Annotated in this window: 16 protein-coding genes; 7 read left to right on the top strand and 9 right to left on the bottom strand. The window is 50.7% G+C overall.

Annotated features, from left to right (window positions below):
- The first annotated feature begins 68 nt into the window (after positions 1-68).
- Together BUE76_RS11310 and BUE76_RS11315 are read left to right on the top strand one after the other, a co-directional pair.
- The gene (locus tag BUE76_RS11310) at positions 69-3,155 is read left to right on the top strand and encodes a PVC-type heme-binding CxxCH protein (protein WP_073046313.1); all 3,087 of its coding nucleotides are present in this window, start codon (positions 69-71) and stop codon (positions 3,153-3,155) included.
- Between the two features lie 68 nt (positions 3,156-3,223).
- Entirely contained in the window at positions 3,224-4,129 is a 906-nt protein-coding gene (locus tag BUE76_RS11315; RefSeq protein ID WP_073046316.1) for a hydroxypyruvate isomerase family protein, read from the top strand.
- Positions 4,130-4,634: 505 nt separating this feature from the next.
- Here BUE76_RS11315 and BUE76_RS11320 read toward each other — a convergent pair.
- Together BUE76_RS11320 and BUE76_RS11325 are read right to left on the bottom strand one after the other, a co-directional pair.
- On the bottom strand, positions 4,635-4,946 hold the full coding sequence (locus tag BUE76_RS11320) for a hypothetical protein (RefSeq protein WP_143157412.1): 312 nt from the start codon (positions 4,944-4,946) through the stop codon (positions 4,635-4,637).
- Between the two features lie 165 nt (positions 4,947-5,111).
- On the bottom strand, positions 5,112-5,444 hold the full coding sequence (locus tag BUE76_RS11325) for an ArsR/SmtB family transcription factor (protein ID WP_073046321.1): 333 nt from the start codon (positions 5,442-5,444) through the stop codon (positions 5,112-5,114).
- 234 nt (positions 5,445-5,678) lie between these two features.
- Between BUE76_RS11325 and BUE76_RS11330 the strand changes: the two genes are divergently transcribed.
- The gene (locus tag BUE76_RS11330; RefSeq protein WP_073046324.1) at positions 5,679-5,966 is read left to right on the top strand and encodes a hypothetical protein; all 288 of its coding nucleotides are present in this window, start codon (positions 5,679-5,681) and stop codon (positions 5,964-5,966) included.
- A 244-nt stretch (positions 5,967-6,210) separates the two neighbouring features.
- Here BUE76_RS11330 and BUE76_RS11335 read toward each other — a convergent pair whose 3' ends face one another.
- Together BUE76_RS11335 and BUE76_RS11340 are read right to left on the bottom strand one after the other, a co-directional pair.
- Positions 6,211-8,205 carry a PAS domain-containing protein gene (locus tag BUE76_RS11335; RefSeq protein ID WP_143157413.1) on the bottom strand — a complete coding sequence of 665 codons (1,995 nt, stop codon included), beginning with the start codon at positions 8,203-8,205 and terminating at the stop codon, positions 6,211-6,213.
- A 62-nt stretch (positions 8,206-8,267) separates the two neighbouring features.
- On the bottom strand, positions 8,268-8,456 hold the full coding sequence (locus BUE76_RS11340) for a hypothetical protein (protein ID WP_073046331.1): 189 nt from the start codon (positions 8,454-8,456) through the stop codon (positions 8,268-8,270).
- Between the two features lie 89 nt (positions 8,457-8,545).
- Here BUE76_RS11340 and BUE76_RS11345 point away from each other — a divergent pair, with 89 nt between their 5' ends.
- Complete coding sequence (locus BUE76_RS11345; RefSeq protein ID WP_073046334.1) at positions 8,546-8,779, top strand: LysM peptidoglycan-binding domain-containing protein; 234 nt, start codon at positions 8,546-8,548, stop codon at positions 8,777-8,779.
- Positions 8,780-8,936: 157 nt separating this feature from the next.
- On the opposite strand, the gene mqnE is transcribed toward BUE76_RS11345, so the two are convergent.
- The gene (gene mqnE / locus BUE76_RS11350) at positions 8,937-10,094 is read right to left on the bottom strand and encodes an aminofutalosine synthase MqnE (RefSeq protein ID WP_245798407.1); all 1,158 of its coding nucleotides are present in this window, start codon (positions 10,092-10,094) and stop codon (positions 8,937-8,939) included.
- A 312-nt stretch (positions 10,095-10,406) separates the two neighbouring features.
- Here mqnE and BUE76_RS11355 point away from each other — a divergent pair, with 312 nt between their 5' ends.
- Complete coding sequence (locus BUE76_RS11355; protein ID WP_073046444.1) at positions 10,407-11,660, top strand: nucleoside permease; 1,254 nt, start codon at positions 10,407-10,409, stop codon at positions 11,658-11,660.
- A gap of 166 nt (positions 11,661-11,826) precedes the next feature.
- On the opposite strand, the gene trxA is transcribed toward BUE76_RS11355, so the two are convergent.
- Both trxA and dnaE read right to left on the bottom strand, forming a co-directional pair.
- Entirely contained in the window at positions 11,827-12,147 is a 321-nt protein-coding gene (gene trxA, locus BUE76_RS11360) for a thioredoxin (RefSeq protein ID WP_073046337.1), read from the bottom strand.
- Between the two features lie 233 nt (positions 12,148-12,380).
- The gene (gene dnaE / locus BUE76_RS11365; RefSeq protein ID WP_073046339.1) at positions 12,381-16,010 is read right to left on the bottom strand and encodes a DNA polymerase III subunit alpha; all 3,630 of its coding nucleotides are present in this window, start codon (positions 16,008-16,010) and stop codon (positions 12,381-12,383) included.
- A 170-nt stretch (positions 16,011-16,180) separates the two neighbouring features.
- On the opposite strand from dnaE, the gene BUE76_RS23995 reads away from it, so the two are divergent.
- On the top strand, positions 16,181-16,873 hold the full coding sequence (locus tag BUE76_RS23995) for a C40 family peptidase (protein ID WP_083596648.1): 693 nt from the start codon (positions 16,181-16,183) through the stop codon (positions 16,871-16,873).
- A 284-nt stretch (positions 16,874-17,157) separates the two neighbouring features.
- Here the strand turns inward: BUE76_RS23995 and BUE76_RS11375 are convergent, their stop codons facing one another.
- A complete protein-coding gene (locus tag BUE76_RS11375) occupies positions 17,158-18,654 on the bottom strand; it encodes a lipopolysaccharide biosynthesis protein (RefSeq protein WP_073046342.1) in 1,497 nt (498 codons plus the stop codon).
- Between the two features lie 101 nt (positions 18,655-18,755).
- Entirely contained in the window at positions 18,756-20,426 is a 1,671-nt protein-coding gene (locus tag BUE76_RS11380; protein WP_073046345.1) for a M1 family metallopeptidase, read from the bottom strand.
- A 96-nt stretch (positions 20,427-20,522) separates the two neighbouring features.
- On the opposite strand from BUE76_RS11380, the gene BUE76_RS11385 reads away from it, so the two are divergent.
- A complete protein-coding gene (locus tag BUE76_RS11385) occupies positions 20,523-22,166 on the top strand; it encodes an ABC transporter substrate-binding protein (protein WP_073046348.1) in 1,644 nt (547 codons plus the stop codon).
- The last annotated feature ends 12 nt before the right edge of the window (positions 22,167-22,178 follow it).

Raw genomic sequence — 22,178 nt, forward strand, 5'->3', positions numbered from 1 at the left:
CTTACCTTAAGCACGCTTTTACGTGCTACTAACGATTTAACGCTTAACCCATTACCATTCCTTTCAGTATGAAAAAACGGAACCTGGTGCTTGCCTGTGCCGGTGCAATTGCCGCCTTCGCACATTTTGCCACCCCATCCTCCTCGCTGCAGTCTACTTCCGATAAGGACAGTGCCTGGGCTAAACTTTCCGATGCCGAAAGGCGGCTGCCCCAAAATGCCCTGCTGGGGGTGGACCTGGCACCCGGACTGCAGGCTACCCTTTTTGCATCCGAGCCCATGATGGGCAATCCTACCAATATCGATATCGATAACCGCGGCAGGGTATGGGTATGCGAAGCTTATAACTACCGTCCTAAGCTCAACCCCAACAACCCGCAGCGGAATGAAGGCGACCGTATCCTGATCCTGGAAGACACCAACGGCGATGGCCGCGCCGATGTTTCCAAAGTTTTTTATCAGGGAACGGATATCAATGCCGCCCTTGGGGTGGCTGTGCTGGGCAATAAGGCGATCGTTTCCTGCAGCCCCAATGTTTTTGTACTCACCGACACCGATGGCGATGACAAAGCTGATAAAAAGGAAGTGCTGTTTAGCCATGTTGGCGGCGAGCAGCACGACCATGCCGTCCACTCGTTTTCATTTGGACCGGATGGTAAACTGTATTTCAACTTTGGCAATGAAGGGCAACAGCTGATGGACAAGGACGGCAACCCTTTAAAAGATAAAGACGGTAAGATTATCAACCATAAAGGCTCTCCCTACCGCCAGGGTATGGTGTTCCGGATGAACCCCGATGGCAGCGAGCTGGAAGTGCTGGCCCATAATTTCCGAAACAACTACGAAGCTGCCGTGGATGCGTTTGGCACCATCTGGCAAAGCGATAACGACGACGACGGCAACCAGGGTGTGCGCATCAATTATGTAATGGAGTATGGCAACTATGGTTATACCGATGAAATGACCGGTGCCGGCTGGCGGGCCAACCGCACCAATATGGAAGCGGAAATCCCCAAGCGGCATTGGCACCAGAATGATCCCGGTTCTATTCCCAACCTCTTGCAAACCGGCGCAGGCTCACCCACCGGGATGCTGGTTTATGAAGGCAGCAACCTGCTGCCCGAAGCGTTCCGCAATGGCATGATCCATACCGATGCCGGTCCCAACATTGTAAGGGCATACCCTGTAACAAAGGATGGCGCGGGATACAAAGCTTCCATCGTGAAGATCATGGAAGGTACCCGCGACAAATGGTTCCGACCTTCGGATGTATGCGTGGCGCCCGATGGTTCCATCTTCGTTGCCGACTGGTACGATCCCGGTGTGGGTGGTCACCAGATGGGCGATATGAACCGTGGCCGGGTGTACCGCATTGCCCCTCCGGGTTCGGCTTATACCGTCACCGCCTCCGAGCTCAATACTGCCGAAGGTGCGGTAAAAGCATTGCTGAACCCCAACATGGCCACCCGTTACCTGGGCTGGCAGCAACTGCAGCAAATGGGTGCTGCTGCCGAACCTGCATTGCTGGCCGTATACAATGGCGCCGACCAACGGATGAAAGCAAAGGCATTCTGGTTTTTGGCAAAAATGCCCAACAAGGGTAATAGCTATGTGCAACAGGCACTCAAAGATGCCAACCCGGATATCCGGATTGCCGCTTTGCGTGCTTCCCGCCAGCTTAATGGTGATGTGATTGCTGCCGTGCGCCAACTGGTACGGGATGCCGACCCGCAGGTGCGCCGTGAAGCTGCCATTGCCCTCCGCCACAACGCAGCTCCAGAAGCTGCAGCGCTTTGGGCCGACCTGGCTGCTCAATATGATGGCCGCGACCGCTGGTACCTGGAAGCATTGGGTATTGGTGCCGATGCGCAGTGGGAACGCTACCTGGCTGCTTGGAAGGAAAAAGCAGCAACCATGCCTGTAGCTGCTGCCCGCGATATTGCCTGGCGTGCCCGCACAGGGGCGGCCCTGCCGATGCTGGCTGCTGGCATTACCGATGATGCCACTGCTGCCCCAGACCGCCTGAAGTTTTTCAGAGCTTTTGATTTTATCCAGGATCCTTTTAAAGAGGAAGTGCTGCTTTCCCTGCTCGACAACCAGGGCCCCAACAAGCAACAGATTGTGGCTACAGCCCTGCGTCATCTGGACCCTTCCGTTGTAGGCCGGTTCCCCAAAGCCAAGACTGCCCTAGATGCTACCCTCGCTTCGCTAAAGGGCACCCAGGATTTTGTATCCCTGGCTGGCCGTTATGGCGTAAAGGACCAGAATGAAGAACTTTTGAAAATTGCCTTGGCAAATGCCAATGCTCCGCTGGGTGTAGAAGCCGCCAACATGCTACTGAAAACCGGCGGCGAGCCCCTGATCCGCAAGGTTATTTCCGGAACAGATAAATCCAAAGCCATGGCTGCTATCGGTGTGCTGGGCCGCTCGGGCAGCGGGCAGGCCATGAAAGCCATGGAAGCCCTTATTGCTGACCCTGCCATACCGGTGCAACTGCGGCAGGAAGCCGTGCGCCGGCTGGCAGGCGGTTGGATGGAATCGGAATACTTGGTGGGCATGATTAAAAGCGGAAGGCTGCCCAAAAACCTGGAACCAACTGCTGCTGCAGCCCTGTCTACCACTTATCGCAAGGACATGCAACAGGAAGCCCTTAAATACCTCGGTGGCGTTCAAGGCAAAGCCGGCGCCCTGCCCAGCATCAGCATGCTGTCGCAGCAAAAAGGAGATGTGGCCCAGGGTAAAAAAATATATACCACCTTTTGCGCCTCCTGCCACAAAGCCGGCAATGAAGGTGCCGCATTCGGGCCAGCACTGAGCCAGATTGGTAGCAAGCTGCCCAAGGAAGCCCTGTACATGGCCATCCTCCATCCCGATCAGGGAATTTCTTTTGGCTATGAAGGCCATACCTTCAAACTGAAAGATGGCAACACCGCTGTGGGCATCGTCTCTTCCGAAACAGAAAGTGAAGTGGAACTGGTGCTTCCCGGCGGCATCAAAAACAGGATTGCAAAAAGCAATATTGCCTCCCGTGAGCAGATGAAAAATTCGATGATGCCAGCAGGATTGCAAGCCGCCATGAGCCAGAAAGAACTGGTAAGCCTCGTGGAGTTCCTTTCTTCGCTGAAGGCTGCCGACAAGCAAGTAACCATGAAATAAGTATATGCCTTTAGGGTTTGGCATTTGGTGCTGAACCCTAAATGCCAAACCTACAAACTCCTAATCACATGTCCCTCGACCGCCGTTCCGTACTTAAAGGCCTTGCAGGCAGCGCCGCTGCACTGGGTGCTTCCATGGCACTGCCTTCAATGGCAAAGGCTGCCATCACCAATTACGACCAATTAAAAGAAGACCTCAGGGAACTGAAACTTAAAGGCCGCATCAACCATTCCGTTTGTAAGTGGTGTTACGACAAAATACCGCTGGAAGACCTGTGCAAGGCGGCCAAGGAAATAGGTCTTACTTCAATTGAACTGCTAGGGCCCGCCGAGTGGCCAACCCTCAAAAAGTACGACCTCTATTGCGCCATGCCCTGGGGTGCACATAAGAAACTAGATCGCGGTTTCAACGATCCAACTTACCATGATGAATTGTTCCAGTTATACGAGGCCGTTATCCCGCAGGTTGCTGCCGCAGGTTTCAACCAACTAATTTGCTTCTCGGGCAACCGCCGCGGCATGAGTGATGAACAGGGATTGGAAAACTGCGCCAAAGGTTTGCAGCGCCTGATGCCCTTGGCCGAAAAGCATAAGGTTACCCTCACAATGGAACTGCTCAACAGCAAGGTGAACCACAAGGATTACCAGTGCGACCATACTGCCTGGGGCGTGGAGCTGGCGAAGAAGATCGGGTCCGACCGCTTCAAGCTGCTCTATGATATTTACCACATGCAAATCATGGAAGGCGACGTGATTGCCACCATCAAGAAATTCCATCCTTATATCTCGCACTACCACACCGCCGGTGTGCCTGGCCGCAATGAAATTGATGACTCGCAGGAATTAAATTACCCCGCCATCATGAAAGCGATTGTAGATACCGGTTATAAAGGTTATGTAGGACAGGAGTTCATTCCAAAGCACACCGAACCGCTGGTGAGCCTCAGGGAAAGCGTGAAGATTTGTGATGTGTAGGGGAGATGAATGATGAGTAATAAGTAAAAAGTAGAAGCCTTCCTTGTTGGGAGGCTTTTTCCATTTAAAAACAAAAACTAAGGTCGGATAGGTTTTGTTTATATGGCTATTGAATGGCACTGATTAGCCCACGGTTTCAACCGTGGGTAAACGATTCATGCCATTCGAAAAGCAAACCGTTTCAACAGTTTGCAAGGCCTTTGGGCTGAAAGTTCGATTTGAAAGCAGGTTTGTGCTTTGTAAAACATAATTTGTTTGTTCCTGACCTTTTATGTTTGCCCTGGTGTTTAGGGCTGCAGGCTGCGGCAGGTAGTTACATAAAGCACTGCCAATAATGGTACTATCAGGAGGTGACCCAAACCGATGGATACTGCAAAGGTGGTCTCGTTTTCCCATTTACTATTGAGGGGGAAAAAATTGCGGAAGGCTGTGGCCAATCTTTTCCAAACAGATTTTGATTGCAGGAAGGCAAAATAAAGGCAGGTATTGCTACCTGCCTTTATTTTTAAAAATTAGGTTCTTCATCTTCAAAATCGAACCGCTCGTACTGTTCTGCGAGGGTTTCGTCGAAGGTGCCGTAGTCGAAGGGAACGCCCCATTTGGCGGCGGCATACACAAAGGCATAGTTGAAGTCGTAGATATCGTCGTGGTCGAGGCCGGGATGATCGGTTACCTGCAGTACCCAATGGTACATGGCCGGCTGATCGCCTTCCTCGGTAGTGCGCAACAACTCCGCTTGGGGAACGGTAAATGCAGCGGTGCCACCACCGCTATATTTGATGCCTTCGTTGCTGATATCCCAGTTTCCAAACTGCATAGTCAATGTTTTGGGCAAAACTACACCAATGCCGTGCCGCATGTTACCTTTTGGGTAAACAAAATAATTGCCACTGGTGGGCAAAGTGTGGTATCTGGAATATCGGAAGGAAGGGAAGGCCCTTACAGGGGTATTTCGGGCAGGAGGATGGATGATGAAGGAGGCTTAGCTCAGCCCGCCTATTAGATGCAGCATCTGGTTGAGGCGCGGGTAGTTGAGGGAGTAATAGATGTTCTTACCCTGTCTCTCGGTGTGAACCAGGTTGGCCCTGCGCAGGATAGCCAGGTGTTGGGATGCTACGGCCTGTACCAGTCGGAAAGAAATGAAAATGTCGGTAACCGTACAGGAACCTTTGTCGTGGATAAAGAGAATCATGTCGATGCGGAGGCGGTGGTCGAGGGCTTTAAGGAGGTAATGCGCTTTACGGAGCTGCAGTTCCTCGCCCTGTAAAAGGGGCGCATTGTTGCCTTCAGTGGGTACGGATGGCTTGTTAAGCATGGGTTACGTATTTAGGGTTTCGGTATATATGCCAACGGGCATCGGTAACCGAAGATAAAGAAGAGTTTCGGATATGCGTATATGTTCCTGTAGTTTTCCCCCGGCCCATACTTCGTATTTTTACTGTGAACAGCCCCCTCTAGCAAAAATAATTCCGGTTTTGCACCAAGGCCTGATTCTCAATTAGCTGGGAGCTATTTATTTTCCGCACTCCGCTTTTCTTATTTTTGAAAGATGACCTTTCAAGCATTTACCCAAAGCCTGAACGATACCCAGCCGCCACCCAACCTTTCGCTTGCCCTCGAGGCCCTTTGGTATGATGGGCAGGGTAATTGGGAACAATCACACCAGCTCATACAGGATGAACCGGGTACGGAAGCCGCTCTCATCCATGCCTATCTCCACCGCAAGGAAGGCGATACCTGGAACGCCGATTACTGGTACCGCCGTGCAGGCCGAACCCGGCCCGCGCTCAGCCTTCAGGCCGAGTGGGAAGCCCTGGTGCAGGAACTGCTGCCTTAATTAGTTAGCTGGTTGTAGTGGTAAAGCTTGCCGGGTTGACCATGCTTTCAGGTAAATCTATCCATTTGCCATACTACCGGTGTTTATTTCGTTTAAAAGAAACACAGCCCCGTTGGCTTTTGATTGCCTAGACAACAGCGGTCGCTACCTGGCACCAAATGGAAAATGCCGGCGGCTGTTTTTTGGATAAATGCGCTCTTTCTTTTGTGCTGCTGCCCTTACCGAGAATCATTGGCTCCATTCTTCAGGAAAGTAAATTAACCGGCTGGTGCAACGGAAGGGTAATGATAAAAGTAGCTCCTTTATCGGGTTGTCCCTCTGCATAAATGCTGCCCTGGTGCCGTGTAACTATCTTGCGGCACAGTGCCAGGCCTAGGCCCGTGCCTTCGTACCTGTCGCGGCCATGCAGGCGGCTAAAGGTCTGGAATATATAGCCCGCCTCCGACGGTTCGAATCCAATACCATTATCAGCCACGCTGATCTCGATGGTATTGGTAGGGGCGCCGCCAATGGTGGGCAACTGGTAGCTGATGCGGATGACTGGGGGTGTTTCCTTCCGGGCAAATTTCAACGAGTTATTTACCAGGTTGTAAAACAACTGGTAAATAAGTACCGGCGCACCTTCAAAAGGCGGGAAGCTGCCGTATTCCAAACAGGCGCCTTTTTGCGCCATCAACAACTCCAGATCCTGCTCAATACCCTGCAGCACCTCCTGCAACAGGATGGTTTGAAAAGGCTGTGGCTGTGCGTTGAACATGGAATAGTGGAGCACGCCTTCTACCATGGTGGTCATACGCAGCGCCGCCGTATCTATTTTCTCCAGGTAAACCAATGCCCGTTCGGGTAGCTGTGGTGCATACTCGGAGCGGATCCGGTCGGCAAAGAGGCGGGCCTTGCGGATGGGCTCTTTCATATCGTGGCTGGCCACATGGGCAAACTGCTCCAGTTCCTGGTTCGATTCCTGCAGCTGGTCCACCACGGCTTTCAGTTCGGTGGTTCGTTCTTCCACTTTCTGCTCCAGAATGCTGGCTTTCAGCTGCTGGTCGGTAATGTCTTGTAGGGTTCCCGACATATGATGCGGGCTGCCGTCGGCGTTAAAAATGGTTTGCCCTTTTGAGCGCAGGTAACGGATGGCAGCATCACCATGACGGATGATGCGGTATTCTTCAAAGAAAGCCCCGTTGCTGCCCGGTGTTAGGGCTTTTTCAAAATTGCGGATCACTTCATCCCGGTCATCCGGGTGAATCATATTGTTGTTGATGGCCACCTCCGAAAGAACGCCGGGAGCAAAGCCATAAAGTTCGCGGCAGCGGTCATCCCAGCAAATATGTGCCGAGCCCGGGTAATAGTCCCAGGTGCCGAGGCCGGCAATATCGGCTGCCAGGTTGAGGCGGTTCTCGCTGCGTGCCAGTTCCTGCTTGGCAATCACCAGTTCCGTAACATCGGTTGCCATATTGAGGATGGCATATATTTCGCCGGCCGCATTGCGCAGGGGTTTGTAACTGAAGTTGAAGTAAAAGGATTGGAGCTTGCCGTCCACCACCAGGTCGGCACGGTCTTCTGTTGCCCTATAGGTTTGGCCGGAAGTATAAACGCGGTCCAGCAGGTCGAGGAAAGGCTGCCCATCCAACTCGGGCAATGCTTCCCGGACAGTTTTGCCGATTACGGAATCATCTTTTCCCCACAGGCGGAGCATGGCATCATTGGCCAGCTGTATTTTCATTTCCCTGCCCAGGTAAATGGCCGTTGCCACTTCGGCTTCTTCCACCAGGTTGCGGAACCGTTTTTCGCTTTCTTCAGCTCTTTTTCTTGCGTCGACCTGCTCGGTGATCTCGTGGGCAATGATCATCACCCCGCTGACCTGGTTTTCGGCATCGTACAGCGGCTGGTACACAAAGTTGAAATAAACCTGTTCGGGAACTCCGTTGCGCACCAGCAGGGCTGAGCTTTCCTGGGCATGATGGGTAATGCCTGTTTGCAAAACTTGTAACAGCAGGCTGGGATACTTGGTTTCGCGTACTTCGGGAAGAGCTTGCAGCAGGGGCAACCCTATGATTTCATGACCTTTGCCCCAAATGCGCAGCAAGGAGTCGTTGGCCAGCTCCACGGTAAACTGCGGACCCCGCAAAATGCCAATAGCTACCTGTGCCTGCAAAAAAAGGTTGAGGTACTGGCTTTGGGAGGTATTGGCCGGAAGTGTTAGGGTAGGATTGTCCTGTGTAGCAGTTTCCTGAAGCATGGTTTGCAGGGTTGTGAAATTGCCACAAAGGTAAGTTTTGCGGCTTTGTAGGGGTGTAAAACTCAATGTGAGGAGCGCTCGTCCTTGCTGCCGGCTTCGTTTGCAAGCGACTGGTCGCCGGCACCGGGGTCCTGGTCGTTGTTCTTGATCTCGCCGTTTTGTGGCACCAATACAGGCTGACCTTGCTGCGGATGGGCGGTGTTGGATTGGTTGGGAGCTGCTTCCTGGGGGGTAGGTTTGTTTTGTTCCATATTGAAGAGGGGTAAACAGAAACCCTTTAAAAATTTATGCCATAAATGCTGGCCTGCATTTTGGGTAAGGCATTTATAAACAAACCATAATGAACCGAGATAATAATTTTGTAGACCCCCGCTATAACGAAGGCGCACCAGATTCATCCGGACATATCATGAGTTCGTATGTGGTAGAGGAAAAGGATACCCTTCCGGATATTGCCCGAAAATTCAACCTGACCGTAGAGCAGTTGCTGGCAGCCAACCAGGAACATATACCGGATGCCAGCAGCCTGGTACAAACCGGTACAAGGATCATGATTCCTAAAATTCAGGAGTAAATACCCTATTGTAAACAGGGATAAAGAAAAAAGAGGCATCCAAAATGGATGTCTCTTTTTTTGCCATACTTATGGGCCAGAATGGATATAAAATAAGGACCTCGTTTGAGGTCCTTTGGTGTTGTACAATTTATGTTGTCTTGGTAAACCAGAAATCCTAACTCCACTCCTGAATCACATTGTATAAAGTGTCTCTTTCCACTGCCTTGCGTCCTACCTGCCTAATGAGGGTGACAATCTCGTCGGTGGTCATGGAAGGAGTCTGTTCTTCCGAGCCTGCCATGGAGTATATTTTGGTGGTATCGTCGATGGTGCCGTCGATATCGTTTACACCAAAGGCCAGTGTAAGCTGGGCATTTTTTCGGCCCAGCATGGGCCAGTATGCCTTCAGGTGCGGGAAATTGTCCATGTACAGGCGGGCGATGGCATAAAGCTTCAGGTCTTCGATCACGCTTACTTCGGGCACTTTACTCATGTCGTTGTCGCCATTGCGAAACTTGAGCGGGATAAAGGTGTTGAAGCCACCGGTGCGGTCCTGCAGCTCACGCAGCTGGCGCATATGGTCAACGCGGTGGGTGTAGTGCTCTACATGGCCGTACAGCATCGTGGCATTGGTGTGCATACCCAGCCGGTGGGCCGTTTCGTGTATGTGGAGCCAGCCTGCGCCATCTACTTTGTCGGCACAAATCTGCTCCCTGATCTCGGGTGCAAAAATTTCAGCGCCGCCACCAGGCAGGCTTTGCAAGCCCGCATCCCGCAAAATGGTCATTCCTTCCTCGATGCTCACCTTGGCTTTGCGGAACATATAATCCAGCTCCACGGCGGTAAAGCCTTTGATGTGGAGGTCGGGGCGGTGGGCCCTTATTTTCTGGATCAGCTCCACAAAGAAGTAGAGGTTCATCTTAGGGTGAACACCGCCAACAATGTGTACTTCCGTTTCTGGTTTGCCGTCGTACTTTTTTACGATGTTGAGCATGTCGTCGATGCTCAGCTCCCAGCCTTCCTCCCGCTTGGCGTAGAGGCGCGAGTAGGAGCAGAAATGACAGCTGAACACGCACACATTGGTGGGTTCTATGTGGAAGTTCCGGTTGAAGTAGGTGTTGTGGCCATGCATCTTTTCCCGGACATGGTTGGCCAGTGCGCCTACAAAACCCAGGCTGGCCTGTTCAAAAAGGAGGAGTGCATCGGCATCGGAAAGGCGCTCACCGGCCAGCACTTTTTGGCCTACATGGCGGAGGGCTTCGGGCTGGCCGTTTAGCAGGGCCTGGATATTTTGGGTAGCGGTAGCAGGAATTGCTTCGGCTGTAATCATCATGATATTCTTTTGTCTGTGCTCAAATATTGCCGGTGCAAAGGTAAGCCCGGAACGGTGATTAACTGCGGTCTCAAAGCTTTGCCACGGCGGTTTACCAAATGATTTAGATCAGGTTGCAGGCAGGAGACCAGGTATCCGTAATTGCAGTGCACACCCTTGTTCAACCAACAAATGGAAGGAACCAACGGTTGAATCGGCAAGCTCATCCTTAAAATCCGTTTCAAATCCTGCAAATCAGCGGTTATGCTTTAAATTGCTGCCTTTATCCGGCAACCCGCGTGGCCCGCCGTAGTGCAGTTAAAGAAAAAAGGCATGAATATCAAGTTTCGCCTCACCGTGATGAGCTTCTTCCAGTTTTTCGTGTGGGGCGCCTGGCTGATCACCATCGGCACTTATTGTTTTAACGCCAAGGGTTGGACCGGCGCCCAGTTTGGCGCCATTTTCTCTACCATGGCGCTTTCATCGTTGTTTATGCCGGCACTTACCGGCATCCTGGCCGATAAGGTGGTGAATGCCGAGAAGTTGTATGGCATCCTGCACATCCTGTATGGAGCGATCCTTTTTTATGTGCCGCAGGTTGAGGATCCGCAGACCCTCTTCTACGTGATTTTCGCGGCCATGATCTGCTATATGCCCACTATTTCCCTGTCCAACTCCATTGCCTATACTATTTTGAAACGGGAAGGCTTTGATGTGGTTAAAGTGTTTCCACCCATCCGGGTATGGGGCACTATTGGATTTATCGCAGCCATGTGGACCACCAACCTTACCGGCAGCAAGGCCAACGCCAACCAGTTCATCATTGGTGCCATAGCAGCAATTGCCCTGGGTATATTTTCCTTTACCCTGCCCAAATGTCCACCCCAGCGAACTATTGCCAAGGAAGCTGGTTTGGCCGAACAATTAGGATTGCAGGCCTTTAAGTTGTTTGCCAATTACAGGATGGCCCTGTTCTTTATATTTTCCATGATGCTGGGCGGCGCTTTACAGCTTACCAATATGTATGGCGATACTTTCCTGGACGATTTCCGCAATGTGCCGCAGTACGCCGATTCCTTTGTTGTAAAGTACAGCACCATCATCATGTCTATTTCGCAGATTTCGGAAACGGTATTTATCCTTTCCATCCCATTTTTCCTGAAGCGTTTTGGTATCAAACAGGTGATGCTTTTTTCGATGCTCGCCTGGGTGCTGCGTTTTGGCCTGTTTGCCTACGGCGACCCGGCAGGCAACCTTTGGATGATCATCCTGTCCTGTATCGTTTACGGAATGGCCTTCGACTTTTTCAATATCTCGGGTTCCCTGTTCGTGGAAATGGAAACCAGCCCGGCCATCCGTTCCAGCGCTCAGGGCATCTTTATGATGATGACCAATGGTGTGGGTGCCTACCTGGGCAGCACGGTAAGCGGCTACCTCATTGATGCCTATTATACAACCCCTGAAGGGGGCAAGGACTGGCACAGCCTCTGGCTGTCTTTTGCCGGCTATGCATTTGTGGTAGCTATCCTGTTCCAGTTATTGTTCCGCTATAAACATAAGGCGGCCGTAGAAACGGTAGCCCATTAGGTAAATTACACCTGGCAGGTTTTAGCAACCCTGCCAGGTGTAATTCATAACAAAAAGCCGGAGTTGTCAATCAACTCCGGCTTTTTGTTATGCTGTTAACCCTCCTTTAAGTTTCTGAAATCGCAATCAAGGAAACTCATCGGGTGCACTGGTGCAGGGTTACTGCTTATCCAATGTGGGCTTCGATCTTTTTTACAAAATTGCTTTTGGGCTGTGCGCCAACCAGTTTGTCTACCACCTGGCCACCTTTGATGAACAGGATAGCAGGAATGGAAGTGATACCGTAGTTCATGCTCACCTGGGGGTTCTCGTCTACGTTCACTTTGCCGATGTTCACTTTGCCATCGTATTCTTTCGACAGTTCGTCGATAACGGGACCGATTGCGCGGCAGGGGCCACACCATTCTGCCCAGAAATCAACTACAGTCAGTTTATCGGAGCTGATAACATCAGATTGGAAATTCGCGTCAGTGAATGCTTTTGCCATGATTTATCGTTTTATGTTCTATCAGAAATTTTCGTGATTGGGAAACAAATTTAAAGCCGAATGCTATACGCTGCACTACTGTCAGTTATTGAAAGATTTTGTCAGGTTATAGAAGGGGTTTATGGTTTTTTGTTTTTGGTTTATGGTTTTTGGTCAAATAGCTGCTCTTTAATGGAATAAAACATGAATTTTTAAGTACAACCAAAAACTAAAAACTACAAGCCAAAAACTGATCACGCCGTTTCCACGCGGATACCTATCTCCGGCGCACCTTCGAGGAACTCGATAAATTCATAGGTCATTTCCACACCGCCACCCATGGTACTCAGACTAACCTTCATGTTTTCCCTGGGTTCGTATAGCGATATTTTTAGCCCGGTGCTGCCGGGGTGCTCTTTTACCTGGCGCTCGATCTTTTCCAAAATTCCGGGCTGCAGGTAACGGGCTTCCATGTCGATGTGCACGTTCTTGGTCATCTTTTTCACGTTCTCTGCCAGCATCACACCGCTCACTTTAAATTCATACTCACCCTCGCGGTAGCGGGGCTTGAAGGAACCCGTGATGAGCAGGGTGGCGCCCAGTTCCAGGTATTGCTGGAAGCGCACAAAGTCGTCGCCAAAGAGTACCAGTTCCGTTTTGCCGGTATAGTCTTCCAGTACATAGGAGCCAAATTTGTTGCCCTGCCGGGAAATGCGGTGCTGCGCCGAGGTTACCAGGCTCAACAGCTTGCAGGTGCGGCCACTGGCCATCACCGCAGGCGTGTCCTTCATTTCGTTGAAGTCGGCAATGGAGGTAAAACCAAAATACTTGTTCTCGAAGCGGTAGTGATCCAGCGGGTGCCCCGACAGGTAAATGCCGGCCACTTCTTTTTCCTTGTCCAGTTGCTCTGTCAGGGACCAGGGTTCACAGGGCAGGATAACGGGCGGCTTGATGTCCATGGCCGAGGACATTTCCCCAAAGAGCGTATTGGCAGAAGAGTTGGCTTCTGCCTGCACCTGCTGGCCGTACTTGGAAAGTTTCTCCAGGCCGTTCACCTGTTCGCCGGGAGGCACACAGAGATACTGCGCCCGGTGAAACTGGAAGTTGTCGAAAGCGCCTGCGCATATCAGGTTTTCCAGGGTCTTCTTGTTGGCCGTGCGCTGGTTAATACGTTTGATAAAGTCGTAAGCATCTTTAAACGGACCGCCTTTCTTGCGTTCCTCGATGATGCTCTCCACCGCAGCTTCACCCACGCCCTTCAGTCCGCCGAGACCAAAGCGGATATCACCCTTGGTGTTTACCGCAAAGCCTTTCAGCGATTCGTTGATATCCGGACCTAGTACCTTAATGCCCATGCGTTTACACTCTTCCATAAAGAAGGTGAGTTTTTCGATGGCATTGGCGTTGTTGAGCACCGCGGCCATGTATTCGGCAGGGTAATGGGCCTTGAGATATGCCGTCTGGTAGGCCACAAAGGCATAACAGGTAGAGTGCGACTTGTTGAAGGCATATTGGGCAAATGCCTCCCAGTCGGTCCATACTTTTTCCAGGGTTTTAGCATCATGTCCTTTGGAAACGGCACCCTCGATGAACTTGCCCTTCATCTTGTCCAGGGTCTTCCGGTCCTTTTTACCCATGGCCTTGCGCAGTACGTCGGCGTCGCCCTTGGAGAAGCCGCCGATCTTTTGCGCCAGCAACATCACCTGTTCCTGGTACACCGTAATACCATAGGTTTCCTCCAGGTATTCAGCCATTTCCTGGAGGTCATATTTAACCTCCTCGCGGCCATGCTTGCGGTCAACATATTGCGGAATGTATGCCATAGGACCGGGACGGTACAAGGCGTTCATTGCAATCAGATCCGCAAACTGGTCAGGCTTCAGCTCCTTCAGGTACTTCTGCATGCCCGGGCTTTCAAACTGGAAGGTGGCAATGGTTTCTGCCTTCTGGTACAGTTCGTAGGTTTTCTGGTCATCCAGCGGAATGTCGTCGATCACGATATCAACGCCATGGTTGGCCTTGATCATCTCCAGCGCATTCTTGATGATGGTAAGGGTCTTCAAACCCAGGAAGTCCATCTTGATTACGCCGGCGTCTTCAATAATTTTGCCTTCAATCTGGGTTACTAACAGTTCGGAGTCCTTGGCCGTACACACCGGGATGATGTTCATCAGGTTGTCAGGCGCAATGATGATACCCGCGGCATGGATACCGGTGTTGCGCACCGATCCTTCCAGGCGCTCGGCTTCGTGGAGTACCTGTGCCCGGATGTCATTGCCGTTATAAATCTCCCTGAGTTTTTTTACGTTTTCCAGGTCATCCTGGCCCAGGCCTTCTTTTTCCTCCAGGCTCTTTTCACCTTCTTTTGCCGTGAGCGGCGCATGCAGCACCCGGCCCAGTTCGGTACCGGGTTTATCGGGCACCAGCTTGGCAAGTGCGTTCGATTCTACCAGCGGCAGGTCCAATACCCGCGCTACGTCCTTAATGGACATTTTTGCCGCCATGGTACCATAAGTAACGATCTGCGCTACCTGGTTGCGGCCATATTTTTCTACTACATAGTCAATAACCTTCTGACGGCCTTCATCATCGAAGTCCGTGTCAATATCGGGCATCGACTTACGGTCGGGGTTCAGGAAACGTTCGAACAGCAGGTCGTACTTGATGGGGTCGATATTGGTGATGCCGATACAATAGGCCACCGCCGAACCCGCTGCCGATCCACGACCAGGTCCGATAAATACGCCCAGCTCACGGCCTGCACGGATAAAGTCAGATACAATGAGGAAGTAACCTGCAAAACCCATCGTCTTGATGGTATGCAGTTCAAAATCGAGGCGCTCCTGCGCCTTCGCATCGATGGTGCCATAACGTTGACGCGCACCCTCAAAGGTGAGGTGCCGCAGGAACTCCCACTGGTTCAGGTTGCTGTCGTTGTGCACCTGGAATTCTTTGGGAATAGGGAAGGCGGGGAGAAGGATGTCCTTCTTCAGGTTCAGCAGTTCCACCCGGTCCACGATCATATTGGTATTATCAATGGCCTCAGGTACATCGCTGAACAGCTGTTTCATTTCATCAGCGCCCTTGAAGTAAAACTGGTCATTGGGAAATTTAAAGCGGCGGTTCTTGATAGCCGTATCATCATTCACGAAATCATCAAAACCTGGTGTGCTTTGCTTTTCGCCAGTGTTGATACATAATAGAATGTCGTGGGCATTATAGTCGTCACGGTCTGTATAATGGCTATCATTGGTAGCAATCATCGGCACATTGTACTTTTTGGCAAACTTCATCAACACCTGATTGATGGTTTCCTGCTCCTGCATGTTGTGGCGCTGCAGCTCGATGAAGTAGTCTTCGCCAAACATATCGAGCCACCACTTGAATTCTTTTTCCGCAGCCTCTTCGCCGTCGTGCAAAATGGTTTGCGGCACATAGGCACCTATACAACAGGTTGTTGCAATCAGGCCTTCATGGTATTGTTCAATAAGCTTTTTATCAATACGCGGATACTTGGAGTACATGCCCTCGAGGTAACCCAGCGAGGTAAGCTTGATCAGGTTCTGGTAGCCTTGTGCATTTTTTGCCAGCAGCACCTGGTGGTAGCGGTGGTCGCGTTGCTCTTTTGAAAAGGTTTTACGCGTACGGTCTTCCACCACGTAAAATTCGCAACCCACCACCGGTTTTACTTTAACCGTACCATCGTCGTTCTTGTGTTTATAAGCTTCCGATACAAATTCAAAAGCGCCGAACATGTTGCCATGGTCGGTGATGGCAATGGCGGGCATCCCTTCCTTAATGGCTTTTTTATATAATGCCTGGATGTTGGCCGCACCATCCAACAGGGAAAACTGGGTATGTACATGTAAATGAGAAAATTTCATAATGGATATTCCTTACGCAACAAAATCAAAAAGGATAAACGGAAAGAAACCGCAATTTAAGGGGTGCTTTGGGCAATACCATGATATTAAAAAACGTTGATAGGTTTCCTCATCTTGAGGATTAAATCCCTATTTTCGCAACCCTAGTCACCACCTATTAAAAAAGCCACATGGTAAAAACCCTGATCCTTTCAACCAGCATTATGCTGGGAATGGCTTCGTTGAACCCTGTTTCGGCGCAGAAATCCAAAGGTCCTAATAGTACGCCAAAAGCGGAAGTTAAATTCCTGGATGACATATCTATTGAACTGGCACCCACTACCGTATCCCTTGTGGAAAAGCCGGTAAAACCAACTGCTACTTTTGCTTACAGCAAAACAGAAGCGCCTGCAAGTACTATTGAAAACGCCTCCCAGCTGCAATTGAAGTTCGCCATCCTCCTGGATGCTGAAGTAGAACAAATCACACCCAGTGCCCTGTACCAAAGTGTAGATGAGTGGTGGGGAACCCGTTACCAGTATGGTGGCAGCACCCGGGATGGCATCGACTGCTCGGCATTCACCCAGGTTGTATACAATGCACATTTTGCTGTAAGTCTGCCCCGCACCGCCAAAGAACAACACGATGTGTCTACCGCCATCAGCCGTGAAGAGTTGAAAGAAGGCGACCTGGTGTTTTTCAATACACGTGGCGGTGTATCGCATGTGGGGGTTTACCTGCAAAACAACAAGTTTGCACATGCGGCTACTTCCGGTGGCGTAATGATCTCCGACCTCGATGAAATCTATTGGGCTAAACGCTTTATCGGCGCCGGCCGTTATGAGAAACCTGCTGAAGAAGGTTTGGTTTCCATGAAGCCTTAAGGTTTGAAAACATAAATGATTGAGCAGCGGGTTTTGTGCCCGCTGTTTTTGTTTGTGCCCATCATTTTGCCATCTATTTAAGCCTCTATTTGTGAGTCGTCATTACGAAGCGTCCGCAGTGTTTTATTTCATACAACCACTTGCGGCGTTGAAGCAATTCCTAGCACTTAAATGGTAGCGGTTATGAGAATTTATTTTACTACGGTGCAAGGAGATTGCTTCGGCGTGCAAGTTTGCTGAAAGCACATGCCGTTGAAGCGCCCCGCAATGATGCCTCGTGATATTTATCGCCGTATTCTATTCCTTACTGTTGCCAGTACTTGGTCTACATCAGGCGACAACTTCAGCCAGTAAGCGCTGATGCCAAACAGGATACAGTAAAAAGTACTGCGGGCAACTATCCACCAGAAACCCTGGTAGGCATGGAATAAATACCAGGTGACGCCAAAACAAAGCCCTGTAAGCAAAATTGTATACAGCGTTGCCTTCGAAAAGGGCTGCATGCCAAAGCGCTTGTACAAAAACCAAAACCGAAGCGCATTGTAAGCGGTAAAAGCTATCAGGCTGGAGATGGCGGGACCAATGATGCCCAGTTCTTTGGTCAGGAAATAATTCAATGGTATTGCCATGGCCAGTAATACAAGGCCGGAAGTAAACTCAAATTTCCAGTGGGAAGAAGTGCCTATAATCTGGGCATTCAAACCTGTACCCATATCTATTACCCGGTAAAGGCCCATAATCAGGAACACCCATTTAGCCCCTACATAATCGGGCTGGAGCTTAAACGTGTACACTCCGTCTTCGAAGTTGAGCCAGATTAAAGAAAACAGAATGCAGGCAGACAAGAGCTGGTTGATGGCAGAACGGTGATATATGCGGTTGATGCGGTCAAGGTCTTTGTCCTTCCATGCTTGCGACAACGGACCAATTGCAGATGCAATAACACCTCGCTGTGGTGCTTGTATCAGTGAAGCGATATTTTGCGCCAGCGTATATACTGCCGCCTGCTCCAACCCGTTTGGCAGCACGGCTGCAATAACAATACTATCGAATACCGTCGACAGGTTGAGCACCAGGCCGCCGCCCCAAACATAACCGCAAAGCGCAACCACCTTTGGCCAATATTTTTTGGTAACAACGCTTTTCTGCCACACAAAATGCGCTTTGCCCGACTGTATAAAATACACGATCAGTACCAGCGCCAACAGCGGATACATAAAGGCATAAAGGTGCACAAAGGTGTCAAAATGGCCAATGAGCCCCAGCGTGGTAGCTACTATGAGCAAGGCAATCAACAATCGTGACAGCAGTTCTTTTAAAAAATTGGTAAGCACCGGCACGCCCTGCTGCCAACCATAACTTTCCAATACCATGAATAGCGTGTAGCCATAACCGAAAGGAAAAATCCAGTAATAGTACTGCTGCAACATCGGGGCATTGTTGAAGCGGGCCAGCACCTGGTCCTTGAATATAATACCCAGCACCGTTACCACCGCAAACCCCATTGTGGCAACAACCAGGGCACGGGTAAACATATCGTTTTGCCGCGGCGCCAACCGGTCTTTATAGTATGGAAAAAACTTGGATACATAGGCAGGCATACCCAGAGCGCCCAAGGAATACATCACATTGGCAACCGCGATAAAAAGCGCAGTAAGGCCGTATTCGGTTTTGGTAAAACCGCCTTCCCGGGCATAGAGATAAGTATTGACAAAGCCCAGCGCAAAGCCAAAGTACACCACAAGGGAAGAAAGGATACTCTTTTTGCGGATGGTGCTCATAAGGGTGCGAAAGTAAAACGGAACCGGTGATAATTAAGTTTTACAAATAATAAGCAAAACAGGAAACGGCCTGCCATTTACTGCCACACAAAAAGGGCAGCTTAAAGCCGCCCGGACACTTGTTTTTGTTTGAAAAAGTTACCCGAAGGATTTGCCTTGATATAAAAATTAGGATCGATTGAAATAACTTGTTCAGGATCCAGCTTAAGCCTTGTCCACTCGGTACCGGGTTTGATCCATTTTCCGGTTGTGGTTTTTACCGGCATGTTGAACCCTTCAACACAGTTGGTCCAGCGGCATTCAAAACCTCCCTTATCGGGCCGAAACTCTAAAACTGGTATTTGGGTGGTACGCAGATACTGGTCGAAAACCTTCGAAAAGTCAATCTTGCTTTTTTGGGAGATGTATTGTTCCACCTGCTGTGTGGTAACCGTTTTGTGATAAAAGTCCTTATTTAGCCCGCGCAGGATGTCGCGGAACAATTTGTCATCGTTGATCACCTGGCGGATGGTGTGAATGAGGTTGGCGCCTTTATAATACATATCGCCGCTGCCTTCCTGGTTTACGCCATAAGGCCCGATGATGGGCATATCGTTCTGGATGCTGGCACGCAAGCCCTGTACGTATTCGCTTCCGGCCTTTTTGCCATGGAAAAACTCGGTAAACAGGGTTTCACTGTAATCGGTAAAACCTTCCTGTACCCACATGTCGGCCACATCTTTGGTGGTGATATTGTTGCCAAACCACTCGTGCCCGCTTTCGTGTACGATGATATAATCCCACTTGAGGCCCCAGCCACTACCCGACAGGTCGCGCCCCAGGTAGCCATTGCCAAAGCGGTTGCCATAGGCAACCGCGCTTTGGTGCTCCATGCCTAGATGCGGCGATTCTACCAGTTTGTAATTGTCTTCGTAAAAAGGGTAGGGGCCAAACCAATGCTCCAGCGCCTGCAGGGTTTGGTGTGCCTGCACAAACTGCTTCCTGGCTTTTTCCTCGTTATAGTCCAGCACCCAATAGCTGCAATCGAGGTTGCCTTTTTCCCCTTTATAGGTGTCCTTCCAGTTTACATACTTGCCAATATAGGGTACCAGGTTGTAGTTGTTGATGGGGTTGGAAACACCCCAGCGCCAGGTAGTGGTGCCGTTGTTGGATGTTTTGCCCAGCAGCCTGCCATTGGCAACGGCTACCAGCGAATCGGGTACCGTGATGTTCATAAATGCGCTATCGGGTTCATCGCCCTGGTAGTCTTTGCAGGGGTACCATGCCGAAGCGCCCAGTCCCTGAACAGCTACGCTCATCCAGGGACGTCCCTTGGCATCTTTTTTCCAAATCCAGCCACCATCCCAGGGCGGGTTCACGGCCGACCGGGGAACACCCTTGTACTCCAGCACCACGGCGTGTTGCCCGCCCCTTGTTAGTTGTTGCGGAAATTGCAGGTAGTATACATTGCCATCCTGTTTCAATGGCAACTCCTTTCCCTGGAACAGTGCCTTAGACAATTGCATGGGGGCCTGCAGGTCGATTTGCATGGTTTGGCCCGGCTGCAACACTTTAAACTGTACCAGGTTGCTGCCGCTAATGCTGCGGCTATTGTAATCGGGGATTACCGAAATGGTATAAGAGGTTGCATCCCACCAGGCCCGTTCTGGGGTTACAGACCCCCGTAAAGTATCCTGCCGGGTAAAGCTTTTTTTCTGGCTAAGGGGTTGGGCACAGGCGGAAATAGAATGCAGGGTAAGGGCAAAGCCAATTAAAAACAGGACTTTTTTCATGAACAGGGTTATTGTCAATAGAATTTGGTGCAGCGATAAAAAAGGGTTTGCCGCCTGCTACCACAACAGTTCGCTAATTTAGACCCTTCATACCACATGCATTTACGGTTTCCCCAATATTGGCTTTTTGCCTGCCTGCTGTTGCTGGCTGCCTGTTACAACAGCGACAAGGCGGCAAAGGGATACTTTTATTACAACGAAGCTTCGGGTATCGCATCTCTCGACCCGGCTTTTGCTAAAAACCAATCGGTGATGTGGCCCATACACCAGTTGTACAACACCCTGGTGGAACCCGATAGTGCCCTGCACCTGGTGCCTTCACTGGCAAAGGGTTGGAACGTTTCTGAAGACCGTACAACCTATACTTTCTATTTACGCAACGATGTTTTCTTCCACGATGATTCCTGCTTTCCGGGAGGCAGGGGCCGCAAGATGACGGCACAGGACGTGGTGTTCAGCCTGCAGCGGTTGCGGCAACCCGGCACGGCTTCGCCGGGAGCCTGGATTTTTAATAATAAGGTGGATAGCCTCACTGGTTTTACGGCCATCGACGATACTACTTTTCAGTTGCAGCTGCTTCGGCCTTACCAACCTATCCTGGGTATTTTGTCCATGCAGTATTGCTCTATCGTGCCGCGAGAGGCTGTGGAAAAATATGGCGCCGGTTTTCGCAGGCATCCCGTAGGCTCCGGTCCCTTCAGGCTGGGTAGCTGGCAGGAGGGACAGGCGCTGGTTCTGCACCGCAATGAACATTATTGGGAAAAAGACCAGCAGGGAAAAGCGCTGCCTTACCTGGAAGGCATCCGCATCAGTTTTGCGGTTAGCAAGGCCACCGAGTTCTTGTTGTTTCGCCAGGGTAAGCTCCATTTTATCAACGACCTCGACCCCTCCTTCAAGGATGAAGTTTTATCCAAAAAAGGCGTACTGCGCAAGGAGTGGATGGGAAAAGTGGCCCTTCAAACACATCCTTATCTCAACATCGAATACCTGGGTTTTTTGGTAGATACCACCAACCCATTGCTGCGCAACAACCCGGTGCGGCAAAGGGCTTTTCGACGGGCCATCAATATGGGATTTAACCGGGAGCAGATGATTTTGTACCTGCGCAACTCCCTGGGTATTCCGGCCCAATCGGGCTTTGTACCGGCAGGCTTGCCTTCTTTCGACTCTACACAGGTGAAAGGATACCGCTACAATCCTGTTGCGGCACGTAAGCTGTTGCAGGAAGCCGGATTTGGAAGCAATAACCCGGTGCCTATAGTAAATTTGCTCACCATACCCATCTATGCCGATATGGCTGATTATATCGCCCGGCAGTTGGAAGAAATAGGCATCCGGGTGGAGGTAGAAGTGGTACAAAAATCCCTGCTGCTGGAGCTTACCTCCACCAGCAGGGCGCTGTTCTTCCGTGGCAGTTGGATTGCCGATTACCCCGATGCGGAAAATTACCTGTCTGTATTTTACTCCAGGAACCCCGCGCCGCCCAATTATACCCGTTACCATAATCCCCGCTTTGATGCCCTTTTTGAAAAGGCTCTGGCAGAAACCAATGATTCGCTACGGTATGCTCTCTATCGCCAGGCAGACCAGTTGGTGATGGAAGATGCCCCGGTGGTTCCGTTGTGGTACGATAAGGTGGTGCGGCTGGTACAGCCGGGAGTAGCAGGTTTTCAGCCCAATGCCTTGAATATGCTGGAACTGCGAAGGGTATATTTTACGGGGAGCAGTAATAAAAACTAAAGGCTGCCCACC

Origin of the sequence: Cnuella takakiae (assembly GCF_001953305.1) — a bacterium.
GTDB classification, from domain to species: domain Bacteria; phylum Bacteroidota; class Bacteroidia; order Chitinophagales; family Chitinophagaceae; genus Flavisolibacter; species Flavisolibacter takakiae.

Bases quoted from the DNA above. Each gene is read 5' to 3' on its own strand.
- trxA (WP_073046337.1), bottom strand. From the start codon at position 12,147: ATGGCAAAAGCATTCACTGACGCGAATTTCCAATCTGATGTTATCAGC.
- BUE76_RS11330 (WP_073046324.1), top strand. From the start codon at position 5,679: ATGACCTTTCAAGCATTTACCCAAAGCCTGAACGATACCCAGCCGCCA.
- BUE76_RS23995 (WP_083596648.1), top strand. From the start codon at position 16,181: ATGGTAAAAACCCTGATCCTTTCAACCAGCATTATGCTGGGAATGGCT.
- BUE76_RS11320 (WP_143157412.1), bottom strand. From the start codon at position 4,946: ATGCAGTTTGGAAACTGGGATATCAGCAACGAAGGCATCAAATATAGC.
- BUE76_RS11310 (WP_073046313.1), top strand. From the start codon at position 69: ATGAAAAAACGGAACCTGGTGCTTGCCTGTGCCGGTGCAATTGCCGCC.
- dnaE (WP_073046339.1), bottom strand. From the start codon at position 16,010: ATGAAATTTTCTCATTTACATGTACATACCCAGTTTTCCCTGTTGGAT.
- BUE76_RS11340 (WP_073046331.1), bottom strand. From the start codon at position 8,456: ATGGAACAAAACAAACCTACCCCCCAGGAAGCAGCTCCCAACCAATCC.
- BUE76_RS11385 (WP_073046348.1), top strand. From the start codon at position 20,523: ATGCATTTACGGTTTCCCCAATATTGGCTTTTTGCCTGCCTGCTGTTG.
- BUE76_RS11380 (WP_073046345.1), bottom strand. From the start codon at position 20,426: ATGAAAAAAGTCCTGTTTTTAATTGGCTTTGCCCTTACCCTGCATTCT.
- BUE76_RS11345 (WP_073046334.1), top strand. From the start codon at position 8,546: ATGAACCGAGATAATAATTTTGTAGACCCCCGCTATAACGAAGGCGCA.
- BUE76_RS11375 (WP_073046342.1), bottom strand. From the start codon at position 18,654: ATGAGCACCATCCGCAAAAAGAGTATCCTTTCTTCCCTTGTGGTGTAC.
- mqnE (WP_245798407.1), bottom strand. From the start codon at position 10,094: ATGATGATTACAGCCGAAGCAATTCCTGCTACCGCTACCCAAAATATC.
- BUE76_RS11315 (WP_073046316.1), top strand. From the start codon at position 3,224: ATGTCCCTCGACCGCCGTTCCGTACTTAAAGGCCTTGCAGGCAGCGCC.
- BUE76_RS11325 (WP_073046321.1), bottom strand. From the start codon at position 5,444: ATGCTTAACAAGCCATCCGTACCCACTGAAGGCAACAATGCGCCCCTT.
- BUE76_RS11335 (WP_143157413.1), bottom strand. From the start codon at position 8,205: ATGCTTCAGGAAACTGCTACACAGGACAATCCTACCCTAACACTTCCG.
- BUE76_RS11355 (WP_073046444.1), top strand. From the start codon at position 10,407: ATGAATATCAAGTTTCGCCTCACCGTGATGAGCTTCTTCCAGTTTTTC.